This window comes from uncultured Cellulomonas sp., from assembly GCF_963527515.1.
Classification (GTDB): Bacteria; Actinomycetota; Actinomycetes; order Actinomycetales; family Cellulomonadaceae; genus Cellulomonas.
Genome location: NZ_CAURTV010000004.1, coordinates 57,687 through 74,884 on the forward strand (window position 1 = coordinate 57,687; position 17,198 = coordinate 74,884).

11 protein-coding genes are annotated in these 17,198 nt (G+C 71.8%); 3 read left to right on the forward strand and 8 right to left on the reverse strand.

All coding sequences use genetic code 11. The features are described 5' to 3' along the window. Positions 1-77: 77 nt before the first annotated feature. The gene (locus RYN42_RS02365) at positions 78-1,787 is read right to left on the reverse strand and encodes an extracellular solute-binding protein (protein WP_315093391.1); all 1,710 of its coding nucleotides are present in this window, start codon (positions 1,785-1,787) and stop codon (positions 78-80) included. A 444-nt stretch (positions 1,788-2,231) separates the two neighbouring features. Between RYN42_RS02365 and RYN42_RS02370 the strand changes: the two genes are divergently transcribed. The 3 genes from RYN42_RS02370 to RYN42_RS02380 all read left to right on the forward strand — a co-directional run bounded on the left by RYN42_RS02370 (position 2,232) and on the right by RYN42_RS02380 (position 6,488). Beyond that, complete coding sequence (locus RYN42_RS02370) at positions 2,232-3,236, forward strand: LacI family DNA-binding transcriptional regulator (protein ID WP_315093392.1); 1,005 nt, start codon at positions 2,232-2,234, stop codon at positions 3,234-3,236. A gap of 91 nt (positions 3,237-3,327) precedes the next feature. Continuing rightward, the gene (locus RYN42_RS02375) at positions 3,328-4,854 is read left to right on the forward strand and encodes an alpha-L-arabinofuranosidase C-terminal domain-containing protein (protein WP_315093394.1); all 1,527 of its coding nucleotides are present in this window, start codon (positions 3,328-3,330) and stop codon (positions 4,852-4,854) included. Beyond that, positions 4,851-6,488: a glycoside hydrolase 43 family protein gene (locus RYN42_RS02380; RefSeq protein ID WP_315093395.1), complete on the forward strand. Its 1,638-nt coding sequence runs from the start codon at positions 4,851-4,853 to the stop codon at positions 6,486-6,488. The genes RYN42_RS02375 and RYN42_RS02380 overlap by 4 nt, the downstream gene beginning before the upstream one ends. A 475-nt stretch (positions 6,489-6,963) precedes the next feature. On the opposite strand, the gene RYN42_RS02385 is transcribed toward RYN42_RS02380, so the two are convergent. From RYN42_RS02385 to RYN42_RS02415, 7 genes are all read right to left on the reverse strand, one after another. Continuing rightward, complete coding sequence (locus RYN42_RS02385) at positions 6,964-7,200, reverse strand: hypothetical protein (protein ID WP_315093396.1); 237 nt, start codon at positions 7,198-7,200, stop codon at positions 6,964-6,966. 645 nt (positions 7,201-7,845) lie between these two features. Beyond that, positions 7,846-8,610 carry a hypothetical protein gene (locus tag RYN42_RS02390; protein ID WP_315093397.1) on the reverse strand — a complete coding sequence of 255 codons (765 nt, stop codon included), beginning with the start codon at positions 8,608-8,610 and terminating at the stop codon, positions 7,846-7,848. Further along, positions 8,607-10,352 (reverse strand): non-ribosomal peptide synthetase, encoded by a 1,746-nt coding sequence (locus RYN42_RS02395; RefSeq protein WP_315093398.1) that lies wholly within the window; start codon positions 10,350-10,352, stop codon positions 8,607-8,609. The genes RYN42_RS02390 and RYN42_RS02395 overlap by 4 nt, the downstream gene beginning before the upstream one ends. Next, entirely contained in the window at positions 10,349-13,570 is a 3,222-nt protein-coding gene (locus tag RYN42_RS02400; RefSeq protein ID WP_315093400.1) for an AMP-binding protein, read from the reverse strand. Before RYN42_RS02400 ends, RYN42_RS02395 begins: the two co-directional genes overlap by 4 nt. Beyond that, positions 13,560-15,617 carry a 2-oxo acid dehydrogenase subunit E2 gene (locus tag RYN42_RS02405; RefSeq protein ID WP_315093403.1) on the reverse strand — a complete coding sequence of 686 codons (2,058 nt, stop codon included), beginning with the start codon at positions 15,615-15,617 and terminating at the stop codon, positions 13,560-13,562. The genes RYN42_RS02400 and RYN42_RS02405 overlap by 11 nt, the downstream gene beginning before the upstream one ends. Continuing rightward, positions 15,610-16,533 (reverse strand): thiamine pyrophosphate-dependent dehydrogenase E1 component subunit alpha, encoded by a 924-nt coding sequence (locus tag RYN42_RS02410; protein WP_315093405.1) that lies wholly within the window; start codon positions 16,531-16,533, stop codon positions 15,610-15,612. The genes RYN42_RS02405 and RYN42_RS02410 overlap by 8 nt, the downstream gene beginning before the upstream one ends. A gap of 26 nt (positions 16,534-16,559) precedes the next feature. Next, positions 16,560-16,832, reverse strand: a complete 273-nt coding sequence (locus RYN42_RS02415) for an acyl carrier protein (RefSeq protein WP_315093407.1) — start codon at positions 16,830-16,832, stop codon at positions 16,560-16,562. Positions 16,833-17,198: the final 366 nt, after the last annotated feature.

A 17,198-nucleotide genomic window follows, 5' to 3' on the forward strand; every position in this document is an offset into this window, starting at 1 on the left:
GAAAGCAGCGGGTGGTGACCGAGAACGGATCGTGGTGGGGGGCTCGCGCGCCCCCCACCACGATCGCTCGCGGACTGTTACCAGTTGGCGAGGCGGTCCTGGATGCCGGCGTTGATCGCGTCCTCGTACACCTTGACGTCGATCTTCTTGATGGTGTCGACGTAGGCCTTCCAGTTCGCATCGAAGTCGGCAGAGTCACCGGCGATGATCTTCGGCAGGTTCTGCACGTTGGCGTCGGTCAGCTGCTGGTTGATCTGGTTGGCGTCGTCGGAGAGCGTGATGTTCCACGCCGGGTAGTACTTGGGGTTCTCCGGCTGCGGGTTCATGAACTCGAGCCAGGTCTTCTTGTCGTACTGCTCCATGACACCGCGGTCGTAGTCGGTCAGCGTCGCGAAGAACTCGGCCGGCTGGTCGTCGGGGCTGTAGGCGTTGCCGTCGGAGAACTGGCCGTTGTGCTTGGGCAGCACGTCGAGCAGCGCCTCGAGACGGTTGGAGGCACGCCAGGTGAGGTCGCGGGCGTTGGAACGCTGCTCCTCCGTGCGGGTGAACATGCCGTCGTCGCCGATCTGGTAGTCCTCGCCCTCGATGCCCCAGGAGAGCGCCTTCTGCCAGGGCTCGCTGAGCATCAGGTCGAGGAACTTCATCGCCTTCTCCGGCTGCTTGCTGGAGACGGAGATGCCGAACCCCTGGTTGGTGTTCATGACGGGGCGATCGGCGTACCAGGGCTCGACCCCGTCGTAGACGGGCATGAGGGGCACGTAGGTGTACTCGTCCTTGCCGGCGCTCCGCAGCGAGTCGGTCGCGGTCTGGAAGTCCCAGCCCTGGTCGTGCATGCCGAGGACGGAGCCGGTGGCCAGCTTCGCGACGTACTGGTCGAACGTCAGGGTGAAGGACTCGCGGTCGACGAGACCCGCGGCGTACTGCTCGTTGAGGACCTTGTAGAAGTCCTTCGCGATGTCCTTGTCGGCGTAGATCTCCGCGTTGTCGTTGTCGTCGACGATGACGCCACCGTTGTTCGGGGAGCCTGCCAGCAGCGCCGGCGGGTTGGTCATGCCCCACTCACGGCCGGTCGACGCCAGGACCTCGAAGCCGATGGTCGGGGCGCCCTCGGTCTCAGGGTTCTTCGCCTTGTAGTCCGCGATGAGCTCGAAGTACCGGTCGAGCGTCATGGTGCTGAGGTCCGGCCAGCCGGCGTCCTCGAGCACACGCTTCTGGATCCAGAACGCGGGACCGTAGTAGGTGCCGCCCGTGACCTCGCCGTAGAAGCGGTTGTAGTTCGGGAAGATGTACAGGCCCGGGTCCACCTCGTCGCCCGCGTAGCTCATCTTCTTGATGTCGTCCTCGACGTGCGTGGCGAGGTTGGGGTAGTCCCCGGTGGCCAGCATGTCGTCCAGGCGCAGGAGAGCGCCGCCCTCCAGGAGACGCATCCTCAGGTCGGTGGTCCCGACGAGGTCGGGGTACTCGCCGCCCGCGAGCATGACACCGATCTTCTGGTCCACGTTGTCCGGCGTGACGATCTCGTACTTCAGGGTGACACCGAGCTTGTCCTCGAGCAGCTTGGTGATCTTGTTGTCGGAGGCCGGCGCCTGCGAGGCCGTCGTGATCCAGGTCGTGAGAGTCGTCGGGTTGCTGGGGGTCAGCGTTCCCGACTGGTCCGCGAGGTCACCCTCGGGAATGACGGCATCCTTCGAAGGGGCGTCGTCGGGGGTGCCGGTACATCCGACAGCTCCCACGGACACGGCTGCAGCCAGGACGAGGGTCAGCAACTTCGTTCTTGCGGTACGCACCGAGGTCTCTCCCTTGAGAACAGTTCCGGTCGTCACTGACCGGAACCCGTGCCCGTCGGACGCGAGCCAGGGCTTGGCGTCCTCATCCCGAGCGGGATTTTAGCGTTAAAGTAGAGACGCCCTCGCGAGCCGTCAAGCCCTCGCGCATCTCGAAATGGTCACGGCCACGTCCCACAGCGTGCGGTGCTGCATGCGCAGCAACCCGGCGAACGACGCTCCTGAGGCCCGGTGTGCTGCCTGCTACCTGCTCGGGAACGGCGAGCTCGGTGCCGCCGTCCGTGGCGGCGTGGGCACGCCGGAAGCTGGCTCGAGGGCCTCGTCGGTGCGGGCCTTGCAGTGCTGCGTTTTATCGATATATTGAGCGCCGCCACGGCGGCGTGGCCGGGCTCCGGGTCGGACGGGCGCGCGCTGGACCGGCAGAATGTCGCGGGAAGGAGGACGCGCATGGTGAGGATGGCAGACGTGGCCCTCGCGGCCGGCGTCTCGGTCATGACCGTGTCGAACGTGCTCAACGAGCGCCTTCCCGTGGGCGAGCCGACGCGCGCCCGCGTCATGGCGGCCGTCGAAGCCCTCGGGTACGAGGTCAACCTGACTGCACGGCACCTGCGGGCCGGACGGACCGACACCGTCGCCTTCGTCGTCCCGAGCTTCCACGACTACTTCGGCGAGCTCGCCGACCAGGTCGCCCCGCTGATCGAGGCGGAGGGGCGTCACCTCGTCCTCGAACGGACGAGCGCCAACGCGGAACAGGAGATGGAGGCGCTGAGCGTCGCGCGGCTCCAGATCTACGACGGCGTCCTGCTGTCCGTCGCCGGTCTCGACCTGGAGCAGCTGGGGCGGGTTCGCACCTCCAAGCCGATCGTGCTGCTGGGCGAGCGCGACGTTCCCGACCACCTCAACCACGTGCGCCTGGCGAACGCGGCGGGTGCTCGCCTTGCCACGGCACACATGATCGAGCGCGGGTCGCGCCGCATCCTTGCGCTCGGATGCTCGTTCGACGCCGCACACATGATGACAACGGACCGCCGCGTCGGGTGGGAGCAGGCGTGCCGCGAGGCCGGCATCGCCGTCGATCCGGCCTACGTCGTTCCCGTCGGTGACTACACGTCTCTCAGTGGTCGCGACGCGATGCTCGAGGTCATCGCCTCGGGGCTGCCATTTGACGGGGTCTTCGCCGTCACCGACATCGTCGCCCTCGGGGCGCTGTCTGCCCTGGCAGACAGTGGGCTGCGCGTCCCCGTCGACGTCCAGCTCGCCGGGTTCGACAACCTCGACATGTCACGCTTCGTCCCTCCGGGCATCACGTCGGTCGACGCCAACCACGAGGGCGTGGCCGAGGCGGCGGTCGGACTGCTGCACCGCCAGATGTCGGGCTGGACCGGTCCTGCCGAGCACGTCGTCGCACCCGTCCGCCTCGTGGTGCGCGGATCCACCCGCGGCGGCGCCTAGCCACACGCGAGCGAGCGGCTCTCCGCGTCACCCACGTCGCTACCCGGTCAAAGGAGACCAGTCCCGTGAGCACCCCTGTGATGGGAAGACAATGACGACCACCACGACAGCGATCATCGACCTCGACCTGCCCGGTGCGACGATCAGCCGGCACGTGTACGGGCACTTCGCGGAGCACCTCGGCCGGTGCATCTATGGCGGTTTCTGGGTGGGAGACGACTCGCCCGTCCCGAACGTGCGCGGCATCCGGTCCGACGTCGTGGCGGCCCTGCGGGCCCTGCAGATCCCGAACCTGCGCTGGCCGGGCGGCTGCTTCGCCGACGACTATCACTGGCGTGACGGGATCGGCCCACGGGAGCAGCGGCCCCGGATGGTCAACTCGCACTGGGGTGACGTCGTGGAGGACAACGCGTTCGGTACCCACGAGTTCATGGACCTGTGCGAGCTGCTCGGGGCGGACGCGTACGTGTCGGGGAACGTCGGGTCCGGCAGCGTGGCGGAGATGTCGGACTGGGTCGAGTACCTGACCCGGGCGGACGACTCACCGATGGCGGCGCTGCGCCGGGCGAACGGGCGCGACGCGCCGTGGCGGGTGCCCTTCTGGGGGTTGGGGAACGAGGCGTGGGGGTGCGGCGGGAACCTGCGTGCGGAGCAGTTCGCGTCGTTGGCCCGGCAGTACGCCACCTACGCGCGCAACCATGGCGGCAACGCTCTGTACCGGATCGCAGCCGGCGCGAACGAGTCGGACCTGCACTGGACCGAGACGCTGATGCGCTCGTTCGACGACCTGGCCGCCGACCCGGCCGCGCCGGCCCAGCCGTTCCAGGCCGTGTCGCTGCACTACTACACGATGTCGGGCTCGTGGGGCGACAAGGGCGATGCCACCGGCTTCAGCGCGGACGAGTGGTACACGACGATGGCCAGGGCTCGCCGCATGGAGGACCTGCTCACCCGCCACTCGACGGTGATGGACCGGTACGACCCACACCGCAAGGTGGGCCTGGTCGTCGACGAGTGGGGCACCTGGTGGAACGTGGAGAAGGGCACGAACCCGGGGTTCCTGTACCAGCAGAACACGCTGCGCGACGCGTTGGTCGCGTCCGTGCACTTCGATGCGTTCCACCGGCACGCAGAGCGGGTCGTGATGGCGAACATCGCTCAGACGGTCAACGTGCTGCAGGCGATGATCCTGACAGCCCCCGACACGGGCGCGCTGGTGCTCACCCCGACGTACCACGTGTTCGCGATGAACGCCGGGCACCACGACGCCGCCGCGCTCGCCGTACACCTGCGCGGCGTGGAGACCCGAACCGTTGACGGGACCGAGCTGCCGCTGGTCTCGGCGTCCGCGTCGGTCAAGGGCGACGCCGCGCTGGTCTCGTTGTCGAACCTCGACACCGACACCGACCGCACGGTCGTGCTCGACCTGCGCGGCCGCGACGTCGTCGGGCACGAGGCGCGGGTGCTGACCGCGCCCGCCCTGGACGCGCACAACACCCCGGAGCAGCTCGACGCCGTCGCGCCGGCCGCGCACGACGGGGTGCGGCCCCACTCGCGCGGGCTCGAGATCGACCTGCCCGCCCACTCCTACGTCACCGTCCGTCTGGCCCTGCGTTGAGGGAACGTGGCGACCGGGCGCGCACCTTCTCCAACCCGGTCATCTTCGCGGACGTCCCCGACCCGGACGTCGTCTACGACGGTCGGCACTACTACATGGTCAGCACGACCATGTACTTCGCGCCGAGCGTGCCGATCATGCGCTCGAGCGACCTGGCGCACTGGTCGATCGCCGGCTACACCGGCCCGATCCTCGACGACACGGACGCGCTCGCCCTGCGCAACGGGGAGAACGCCTACGGGCAGGGCAGCTGGGCCGCGAGCATCAGGTACCACGAGGGCACGTTCTACGTCTCGGTCGGCAGCCTGACCACGAGCACGACGTACATCTACGCGACGCCGAGCATCGAGCACGGGCCGTGGACGAGGTCGGTCCTCGACGGCTACGCCCACGACCAGTCCCTCCTGTTCGACAACGAGGACGCCTACCTCGTCTACGGCGGCGGAGTGATCGACCTGCGCCGGCTCGGCCGGGACGACGACGGGACCTTCGTCTGGGACGGCCCGGCCAACCGGCTCGTCGAGGACGCCAACGTCGACCAGACCAGCGGGCTGAACGCCGAGGGCGCGCACGCCTACAAGATCGGCGAGCACTACTACGTCTTCATGATCGAGTGGCCGACGGACGGGATCCGCCAGGAGGTCGTGTGGCGGTCGACGTCGCTGACGCCGCAGTCCCAGGGCGGAACCTGGGAGGGCAGGATCGTGCTCAGCCAGGCGGTGCTGGTCGAGGGGCGCCAGGGCGACGGCGTCGCTCAGGGAGGCGTCGTCCAGGCGGCTGACGGGCAGTGGTACGCCATGCTCTTCCAGGACGAGGGGCCGCTCGGGCGCTCACCGCAGCTGGCGCGCGTGACCTGGGACGAGGACGGGTGGCCGGTATACACGCTCGACGCCAGGATGACGGTCGCCGCAGGGGCGCCGTCGGCGGGAGCGACGGACCTCCTCGTCTCGGACGACTTCGACAACCAGCCCACGCCGGCCGGCTACTGGAACACGGCCAACGCCGGTGCCCTGACGACGTCGGACGAGAACGCCTGGAACGGGTCGAGCCTCGGGCTGCCGTGGCAGTGGAACCACAACCCGGACAACCGGTTCTGGTCGCTCACCGACCGGCCCGGCCACCTGCGGCTGACCACGGGCAGCATCGCGTCGGGCATCATCGACGCCCGCAACACGCTCACCCAGCGCACGTGCGGGCCTGCGAGCACCGCGGCGATCTCGCTGGACGTCTCCGCGATGGTGGACGGCGACGTCGCCGGCTTGTCCGCGTACCAGCAGAAGTACGGGTACGTGGGGATCGAGATGGTCGACGGCGCCCGCCGGCTCGTGATGCGCCGTGCCGACCGGCACGGGAACGCCGCCTTCACGAGCGCTCAGGTGCCGTTGACGGCCGAGACGGTCCTGCTCCGCGTGGACGTGGACTTCCGGGACGCCGCCGACCGCGCCTCGTTCGCGTACTCGCTCGACGGCGCCGCCTGGACGCCGATCGGCGACGACCTGGCGATGGAGTACAGCCTCGACCACTTCACCGGGTACCGGTTCGCGATCTTCTGTTACGCCACGGCCGAGACCGGCGGGCACGTGGATGTCGACTGGTTCCGTGTCGGCGGCGACGTCGACGGGATAAGGCCATGACGAGACGACTGGTGCCAGCCCGGCGCTATCACGGCGACCGGGCTGGTCGGCGTGCGTGCGCCAAGAGCTGCCCCCGGACAGTCGCGCCAGTGGAAGTCATGGCACGCCAGCGCGCTGGTCAGGGTTCCCGCGGAGCCTCAGAAACCAGAAACTCCCGACAGGATCTCGTCCTCCCCCCGCGCTGCCACCACTCACTGGCTGGCGGCGCGAGCGTGCTCGCTTCTGCCATGTCCGTGGTCACGATGCCCCCGTCGTAGGCGATTCGGTCCGGCCGAATCGTCGAGGCTTGCGTGCGGTTCAGAGCGACTGACGATGCCGACGGGTGGGGCGACCTCCGAACGGGCCTCAAACTCCTGACTGTCGGGCGATAGAGCCATGGCGCTGGCGGACGTGACGAGTGCGCCGTGCGTGCTGGGTCGGAGCATGATGATCGCCCCCGGCATCCTTTGCCGGGGGCGTTCATCGGTTGGTGCAGTCAGGCCTTACCGGCCGGGCCTGCGACCGCGGCAGCGCGGTCGGCTTCGCGGTGCCAGCGCACGTTCAGGAACGTGAGCACCGCGAACGGCACCCATGCGACGGTCCCCTGCCACCCCAACGGAGGGGCGTCGGCCGTGCCTGCGACCCACAGCCCCGTCCCGGCGCCGAGCCCGACCACTTGGGCGAACGCGCGGTGCCATGGAATGAACTTGGCCTTGAGCGATGCGCCAGTCACCAGGCCCACCTCCTCCACTTACTTGCAGCGGCTGTCGTTGTACGTACCGCCCAGCACCCCGGTGGGGCCAGGCGCCACAATCCTGACCCGCAGCCGCCTGACGCTCCCGGCGTCACCGAACTCCACGACACTCAGCCAGCCCGGCGCTATCACGGCGACCGGGCTGGTCGGCATGCGTGCGCCTAGAGCTGCCACCGGACAGTCGCGCACAGTGGAAGTCATGGCACGCCAGCGCGCTGGTCAGGGTTCCCGCGGAGCCTCAGAAACCAGAAACTCCCGACAGGATCTCGTCCTGCCGGGAGCTGTCCGGACTACCAGGTCTCGGTTGTCCCGAGACCCCTCTGTGGGGTCTTGGGACAACTTCTTGACCTGGGGCATTGTGAATCCGCAGGTCAGGCGAGGTACACGCTAGGGATCATCCCAGGTACACGACACGAGCCGACGCAAGCGCCGGCGTGGCCGGTGGTGCCCGGCGCCAGCGGGCACGCTGTGAGTACCCTCCCCTGCATGCGCAGTGACTCGGCGAGGTCTGGGCTTGGTGTCGGTCACCGATCGCAACCAGCAGGGACATCTCTCGGCTCGTGATCGTTCTGTAGGGGTGCGTCGTCCGCTAGATGAGTTCTGGTGGCCAATCAATGCCGTCAGTCAGGGCTGGCGCAGCGCCTCGACCGCTTCGAGGCTGCGCAAGAGCGCGTCGGCGTCCACCGCCACGACGCGCGACGAGCCAGCCAGCCCGTCGGGCAGTGGGACGTCCTCCGAGAGGAGGATGACGTCCGCGTCCCGCGAGCTTGTGTAGCCGGTGCCGGCGCACTCCAGCAGGTACGCGACGTACACGCCGAACGCCGAGCAGAGCTCCTCGACCACGTCGTCGTCCACGTCGAGAGGCGTGAGCACCTCCGCCGCGACGTCGCGGTAGACCTGCACCACTGCTGCCCCGAAGCCGTGCAGGTCCAGCGACTCCCGCGCGTGCGCCACGCGGGAGTGCGCGTGGGAGAGCAGCTCCGGTTCGGCGAGGTCCTCGAACTGGCCGAGAGCCGCCGACAGCTCGTGCTGCAGGACGCCGGCGCCCACCCGGTAGGGGTCGAGCAGCACGACCTGCGGGCGTGCGTCGCCGCCGCGCGCAAGGGCACCCGCCAGACCGCACGCCAGCGCTGCCCCCGCGCACCGTCCGACCACCAGCTCGATCGTCCAGCCGGCGACGCGCGCGGACGCCGCCCACCCGTCGACCAACCGCACCCCTTCGCCGACCCCGAAGGCCGTCACTCGTGGCTGGACGACCGCCGGCTCGGGTCGGGCGCGGCCCACCAGCTCGGCCAGCCGCCCGTCGGGTCGCCCCCCGTCGAAGTCGACGACGACCACGACCCCCGCCGCGGCGTCGCCGCGCACGACCTGCCAGCGCTCCTCGCTCACGGGCCAACCTCCAGGCTGGACGCCGTGCACGTCTCGGCGACCTCGCTCAGGGTCATACCGGTCAGCAGCGCGCGCAGTCCGACCTCGAGTCCTTCCTCCTCGGCGAGCGTCACCACGCGCATGGCGGCCAGCGAGTGCCCTCCGAGGTCGAAGAAGTCGTCCTCCGGTCGGACCGGCACGCCGAGGACCTGTTCCCAGATGCGCGCGAGTCGCCCCTCGACGCCGACGAGCTGGTCGGTGCGCTCGTCGACCGTGGCCGTCCCGGCGGCGCGACGTGCCAGCTCCGCGCGGTCGACCTTGTCGTTGCCTGTCATCGGCAGCCGAGGCAGGATGCTGACCACCGCGGGCACCATGTACTCCGGGAGCACGCCCGCGAGGTGCTCGCGTACCTCTCGCGGCTCGACGTCGCCCACGACGAAGCCGACCAGCCGGACCTCACCGCTGGACGCGTCCGGCACGACCGCGGCCTCGAACACCCCGGGATACCGGCGCGCCGCGGCCTCGACCTCGCCGGGCTCCACGCGGTTCCCGCGGACCTTCACCTGGTTGTCGACGCGTCCGATGAAGTGCAGGAGACCGTCCGGCTCGGCCCACACGACGTCGCCGGTCCGGTAGTGCCGGACGCCGTCGACGGTGAGGAAGCGCTCGGCGGTCAGGTCCGGGCGCCATGCATAGCCCTCGGCGACGCCAGCGCCGCCGATCCACAGCTCCCCCGGGACGCCGGGGTCCACCGGCTGCCCCGCCTCGTCGACGACGACACACGTGGCGCCCGGCACCGGGTACCCGATCGGAGGCGGTCCCTCGTGCGGACTGCGCACGGTCGCGACGTCCACGGCCGTGCTCACGACGGCGCACTCCGCGGGTCCGTACTGGTTGTGCACGGCCACCCCGGGGACCGACGGCCAGAAGTCGAGGCGGTCGCCGCCGACGTGCAGGTGCCGCAGGGCGTGCGGCACCGGAGAGTCCAGCAGCGCGTCGCAGAGCCCGCGGGCCAGCGGGGTCGGCACGAAGACGACCTCCACGGCGTGCGCACGCAGGGCGGACGTGAGCGCCAGCGGATCCACGCGCACGTCCGCGCGGTCGACGACGAGGGCGGTCGCACCCGCAGTCAGCGCCGCCCAGGTCTCCATGACGTGCACGTCAAAGGCCGGTCGGACCATGAGCGCGGTCACGGTGCCGCGGCGCAGCGCGTACTCGCCGGTATACCAGTCCAGCAAGTTCATGAGGGCGCGCTCACCGACCAGCACCAGCTTCGGCGTCCCGGTCGAACCCGACGTGAACACCCCGTAGCAGGTCTCGGGACCCGGTCCGCCGGTGCCCGGCTCCACACCGCCGCCGGGGGTGTCCAGCGGGAAGGACTCCGACCAGTCGCTCAGCCGGGCGGGGACGACGACCCGGCCGACGTCCTGCGGCAGACCGTCGGCCGACGCCGTGACCACGGCCGCGCACCCCGACGCCTGTACCAGGTCGGCCACGCGAGCCGGCGTGAGGTCCCCCCCGATGACCACCGGGACCGCACCGGCCGCGCGAACGGCGACCTCGGCGGCGACGAGTGCGGACGACGCGCCGAGGGCGACCAGGACGGTCCGGCCCGCCCAGCCGGCTCCCTCGATCGCGGACGCGAGCCGGTGGACGTGTCGGGCGAGCCCGCCGTACGTGGTGCGGTGTCCGGACGACAGCTCGACGAGCGCCGTGTCGTCGGGATGGCTCCGAGCGTGCTCGAGCACACGCGCGATGATCATGAGTTCTCCTCCACAGCTGGGTGTCCTGCTGGTCCGCCCGCGACACGCACGGCCTCCCCTCGCCTGAGGGCCGCACGGACGCCCCGCCGGGCCTGACGGCGTTGGGCGTCGGCCGTGTCACCGGCGGGTCGACCGTCCCCGGTTCTGCCGATCTGGTCGACGACCCCGCGCCCGAGGCGGTCCGCGAGCGCGCGTGGCGTCGGGTGCTCGAACGGCAGGACGACAGACACGGGCTGCCGGAGCTCCTGCTCGAGCTCGGCGATGAGCTGCAGGAGCATGACGGACGTGAGACCGGCCGCGAAGAACGTGACGTCGGGATCGAGCCTGCGGCCGCCCACCCGCTCCGCCACCCGCAGCACGAGCTCGATGGCCTGGGAGGCGGGGACTGGGACCGCAGCGGGTCGCGCCGCGGGTGGGAGCACCTTGTGGTTGCTGCTGGTCGGGAGGCTCTCCACGAGGTGGACCCTGGGGCGCGCGGGCGGGGCGAGCCACTCGCCCATCGCGGCCCGGACGTCGTGCTCGGTCAGGTGCGCGCCAGGGGCTGGCTGCACCCAGAGCTCGAGGGCCTGCCCCGCGTCGGCGTCGGAGCCTGCGGACACCAGCGCCGCGGTGGCCTCTGCCACGCCGGGCAGTGCGCGTGCCGCCGCCTCGACCTCGTCGAGCAGGACCCGGAAGCCGTTGACCAGCACCTGCCGGTCGGTGCGGCCCGCCAGGTGCAACCGGCCGGACCCGTCCCAGCGGGCCACGTCACCCGTCCGGAACCACCGGACGCCGTCGGGGTCCGTGCGGAACCGGTCCGGTCGCGTTGCTCCGAGGTACCGCCGCGCGATGCCGGGTCCCGCGACGTGGAGCTCCCCGGGCACCCCCACGCCGACCGGACCGTCGACGTCGAGCACCTGGACGCGGCGGCCGGGCAGTGGCGAGCCGATGGCCACACGGCCGTCCGGCAGGTCGGCACCGGCCGGGACCAGCTCGGCGGTGACCAGCTGGGGCGTCTCCGTGCAGCCGTACCCGTTGAGCACGGTGGCGAACGGCGCCCGCGTCCGTATGAGGCCGAGCGTGCGGACCGACAGCGGAGCACCGGCGCTGATCGCGAGCCGCAGCGCGGGCAGCTCCTGGGAGGCGAGCCTCAGGGCCAACCCCAGCAGCACGGGCGTCGTGTTGACCACGGTCACCCGGTCCTTGCGGAGCCACCCGGCCACCTGCGCGGGGTCCCGGGCCGCGACCGGCGGAGGCACGCACAGCACGCCACCGACCGCGAAGGCGAGCAGCACGTCACGGAGCCCGACGTCGTGGGCGGCACCGCCGAGGAAGCCGAACCGGTCGAGCCGCCCGAGGCCGATGACGCCGCGCAAGGAGTCCAGCTCGCGGTCGACGACTGTAGCCTCGACCTCGACGGGCAGGGGTTCGCGCGTGGTGCCGGACGTGAAGAGCACGTGGCACGCACGGTCGGACGGCGGCTCCTGCTCGGTCCTCTCCCGCCCGAGAACCGGCACGGCGACGGGCCCGCCGTCGCCGTCGTCCGGGAACGACGCCGTCGCGCCGGCCGCGCGCGCAGCCGCTCGACGACGCTCCGCTGGCCAGTCGGCGTCGACGAGCACGGGGTGGACGCCGGCACGCCGGCAGGCCAGCAGCCGCACGACGAACGTGCGGTCGCGGCGGGCCGGCAGCACCACCCGTCGCCCGGCGACCCCGCCGAGCGTCGAGGCCAGCTCGTCGATCGCGTCGTCGAGCCGGCCGTAGTCGAGGGAGCCGTGCTGGTCTACCAGGGCGGGCGCGCCGGGGTCCTCGTCGCGCCAACGCCGGACCGCGTCTTCGGGCGCGGCCCTCCTCGGACCGTCGAGCACCGCCGGCGCGCCGGGCCCCGGGGGAAGTCGGACCGGTGACGCCGGCCGGGCGCAGCCGCTGGTCAGCACGGTCCGCAGCTGCTCGAGGAGGGCGTCGGCGTCGGCTGCCGCCATCCCGGGCGGTGGCGTCACGAGGTGCAGGCGGAGGCGTCCGTCCTCGAGCCGCCCGAGGGAGAGGTTGACGTCGAACAGCGCCCCGAACGGGGGCAGGTCCCACTCCCGCGCCTGCCCGGGGCCGAACCGTGCGGGGCACGCGGCGGTGCTCAGGTCGGTGAACCAGAGCCGGATCAACCGCGCCGGAGCGCCGCCCGCCGCGGCGTCGAGGCGCCGCAGTACGTCGTCGTAGGGCGGGCGCGCGTGCTCCGCGGCGTCGAGGAAGGCGTCGCGCACCGCGAGGCACAGGTCGGCGAACGACGCACCCCGCGGCATCGGGACCCGCAGCGCGAACGTGTCGAGCAGGAAGGCGACCAGCGCGGCGTCCGACGACCGCCCGTGGCGCACGCTCGGGATGCCGACCACCTGCTCGCCCGGGGATCCCGCCCACGCGTGCAGGACGGCAGCCGCCGCGGTGAGCACGAGCGTCGCGGGGGTGGTGCGGCTGGTCCGGGCGGCGACGTCGAGCGCCATGGACTCCTCCCGCGTGAGCGCGAGCGTGCGCACGACGCCCTCGTGCGCGCGTGCCGGCACCGCGTCGGGCACGAACGCGACGGGGGGGCTCGCACCCACGTCGCGCAGGTGCGCGGCCCACCAGTCCAGGTCACGGGCGGCGCGCCCAGTGGCCACGACAGCACGGTCGTGCGCCAGGTGGTCGAGGAACGACGGCGCAGCACCGACGGGCCGCCACGGCTCTCCGGCAGCGGACGCGGAGTACGCGTCGGCGAGCTCGCGCAGCACGACGTCGGTGCTGCGCAGGTCGGAGATCACGTGGTGCAGCGCGAGGACCAGCCACGTGCGCGCACCGTCGGCGTCCCGGACGATCCCCACCCTCCAGAGCGGGCCACGTTCGAGGTCGAACGGCCGCCGAGCCACCGCACGGAGCGCCGCGTCCACGGCGTCACGCCCCGCACCGGGGGACCCGAGCGTGTCGACGGTGAGCTCGACCGCCACGTCACCGACGACCACGACCGGCTCGCCGGGCCGCGGCTCGGTGACGTGGCTGCGCAGCGCCTCGTGCCGGGCACCCAGCTCGCCCATCGCCCGCCGCAGGGCGGCCGCGTCCAGGTCGCCGTCGACCTGCACGGCACGCACCACGTTGTACGCCGACGAGCCGGGGGTGAGGCGGTGCCACATCCAGACCCGGCGTGCCGTGGGACCGAGCGGTGCCGACCGCGCGGTCAGCTCCGGTCCCCTGTCCTCGGCGTCACCGCCCACGGAGGGCCGCTCCGGACGCCACGACCCCGGCCAGCGCGACCAGGAGCTCCGCCGCGGGACGCCCGTTGACGCGCCGGTGGTCATGGGCCAGGGCGAGCTCGACCACCGAGGCGGCCCGCACCCCGTCCCCGGCGTCCGGCACGACCACCTGCCGGACCCCGCCGACGGAGACCATGCACGACAGGCCCGGCATGATGATCGGCCGCACGCCGGTCACGCCGGCCACCAGGTTCAGGGACAGGCCCATCCCGACGCCGGTCAGGTCCAGGTCGGACTCGCCGAGCTCGCCCGTCAGGCTCGCCATCTGCAGCTCCACCAGACGGTCCGCCAGGTCCGCCACCGAGAGCCGCGCCACGCCCCGCACCACCGGCAGGTACAGACCGCTCCCGGTGTCGACGGTGACGGCGACGTCGGCCCGGGGCGGGCCGCTCGCCAGCCCGTCGGGACCGACGGGCGCGAAGAGCTCGCCGTGCTCGGCGAACACCGCGCCGAGCGACGCGAGCAACAGGGGGGCGAGCCCGATCGCGGCACCTTCGTCCTGCGTGGCCTCGTCGAGGAGCATGAGCGCCCGTCCGACCTCCGCGTCGGCGGTCACGAAGGCTGCCGGGATGTCACGGTGCCCGGCAGTCACCGCCGCCGCGACCCCCTCCTGGACCCGGGCGGCCCTGTCGGTCGGCGCGGCGGCGACCGCCGGTGCGGCGCGGGACACAGCCGGTCGAGCCACGCCGCCCTCCGGTACGACCGTCGCCAGGATCGACCCCACCGGGCACTCCGCGAGCACGTCGACGTGCAACCGGACCACACCGGTCGCGGGAGCCTCGACGTCGGCGGCGGCCTTGGACGTCTCCACGGCTGCCACGGGCTGACCGGTCACCACGTGATCGCCGTCGGCGACGTACCACTGCACGAGCGTGACGTGGTCGTCGTTGCTCCCGAGGTGCGGCGCCAGCACGGTGGGCGGCGCCTCCGTGGGATCACCGGCCACCGCGGCTGGGGGCGTCGTCGGCGGGGCGGCCGGCGCGCGTGGCCGCCCGGGCCGGTCACGCACGAGCGTCAGGACCCGTCGCACCACGTCGTCCACCCCTACCAGCACAGTGCGCTCGAGGTGCGGGGCGGCCGGGATGACGCTGTCGGCGGACGTGATCAGCTCCACCGGGCCGAGCAGGTCGTCCCACAGGTCGCGGTGCAGCTGGTGTGCCACCTCGCCACCCCAGCTGCCGGCAGGCGTCGACTCCTCGACCACGGCCGCGCGTCCGGCCACGCGGACGACGTCCAGCACCGGTCCCGGGTCGCACGGGTAGAGCCGGGCAGGCACAACGATCTCGACCAGGAGGGACTCCTCGACACGCAGGCGCTCCGCGGCCTCCAGGCACCGGTGCACGGTGGAGCTCCCCGTCACCAGGACCACGTCGGACCGGTCGCCGGACTCGTGCCGGACCCGGGTCCACACCGCACCGGTGGGATCCGTCGAGAAGGACCATCCGGGCGCCGCGTGCCCCTCGGAGAACATCCGACGGGTGTAGAGGACCTTGTCCTCGATCAGCACGGCCGGGCGGCCGGCACCGAGCGCTCGGTCGAGGATGTGCGACGCGCCGACGAACGGCGACACCTCCCACATCTCGAGGTCGGGCACCCCGACGAAGAACTTCTGCACGCTCTGGCTGTGCGTCGCGCCGTACCCGCGGTTGCCTCCGACCGGGCACCGCACGACCAGCCGCATGGGGACCTGGGTGCCGAACATGGAGACGGACTTGGCCGCGAAGTTGACAATCTGGTCCATCGCCAGGAGAACGAAGTCGGCGAACATCATCTCGACGACGACCGCGTTGCCGGCCAGGGCCAGGCCATTGGCGACGCCGACGATGCCGTTCTCCGAGATGGGGGTGGCCAGCACTCGGTCGGGGTGTGCGGTGGACAGGCCTCTCGTGATCTTGAACGCGCCCCCGTAGGGATCGAGCACGTCCTCACCCAGCACGTAGGCGGGCCGGTCCCCGGCGAGCAGCTCCCCCAGGGCGCGGTTGAGGTCCTCCGCGACCCGCTCAGCCACCACTGCCCCGCTGCCACGACGAGACGGGACGGGCTCGGACGTCCTCCACCACCTGCGCCACCCGCGCGCGGGTCACGGAGTCCACCCGGTCGAACTGTGCCCGGTGGAGCTCGGCGTAGCGCGCTGCCCAGTCGTCGGCCCGCAGGCCGGCGAGCTCGTCCGCCTGGCGGCTGTCGTCGCCCTTGCTGTGCGGGCCCAGCCGACGCGTGACGAACTCCAGGACAAGGGGCGCGGGGGTGTGGCGCGCTCGGTCGAGGGGCTCCTGGACCTGCTCGCGAACACGCAGCACATCGTCGGTATCCACCAGCAGGTGCTCGATGCCGAACGCCGCGGCCCGGCCGGCGATCGTCCCCGCCAGGTGCGCGGAGGTCGGCGTCGACTGGGCGATCCCGTTGTTCTCGACCACCAGCACGAGGGGAACGCTCCAGAGCGCCGCCATGTTGAGCGCCTCGTACACGACCCCCTGGCCCCAGGTGCCGTCCCCGACGAACGCCACCGCCAGCCGGCCCGACCGGGTGTTCCGCTCGTGCAGCGCGACGCCGACCGCGACCGGCACGCTCTCGCCCTGTACGCCGGTCGACATGTACCGGCCGGGACGCAGGATGTGCTGGCTCCCGCCCACCCCGCTGCACACGGCCCCGGCCCGCCCGAAAATCTCGGCGAGCAGCCCGTCGACGTCGCGGTGCATCGCGAGGTAATGGCCGTGCCCGCGGTGGTTACTGAAGACGGTGTCACCGTCGAGATACGGGGCCAGCGCCACGGGGACGTGCTCCTGCCCCAGACAGGTGTGCGCGGTGCCGCCGACGAGCCCGTCCGCGAAAGCGTCGAGGATGGCGAGCTCGACGTGACGGATCTCCAGCAGACGGGCCAGCAGCTCGTCGTCGTACCCCGCGGCGAACTCGGCCCCGACCGGCATGGGCCCTCGCGCAGTGTCGCTCAGCATCAGTGCGCCTCGACCACGAGCCGGAGGTCGTCCACGCTCCGCACCGCGCGGACCTGGCGGGGGGAGAGCTGGACGCCGAACGCCCGATTCACCGCGGCCACCACCTGCAGGTGCTTCAGGCTGGTCCACCGGGCGTCGGTCGAGGGTCCGGTGCTGCCACGGACTTCGGCGCCGTCGGCTCCGAGCACCTGGGCGACGACCTGCTCCAGCGTCGCCGCCGGTTGGCCACCACCCCGATTCTTCCCAACCGGGACCGGCGTGTCTGGCGACATGCAGCACTCCTCGCGCATCGGGTCGTTTCGGCTCGGCTCTGCTCGGCTGCATGATTGCACACCACCGCCGAGCCGACGAGGAATCACCCTCCGGCCCGACGACAGTGCTCTCGACGGTCAGTGCCGGATCACCTGCGCCGGCCGGGGTGACCAGGATCGCCGGCGAGTCGCCGGCGGCAGATGGCTCCCCGGAGGAGACGATCGAGCTGTCACAACGGCTGCTGCGCCGCCCGACCTGCCCGCGGGTGAGAGGTCCGTGTCCGCTGCACGCGTCGTCAGGCACCTCGGGCCGACCTCGGGCAGATGGACTCCCTGCGGACCCTGTTCGCGCACCGGACGGCTGCGGCCTTCCCAGCCCGACCCGCG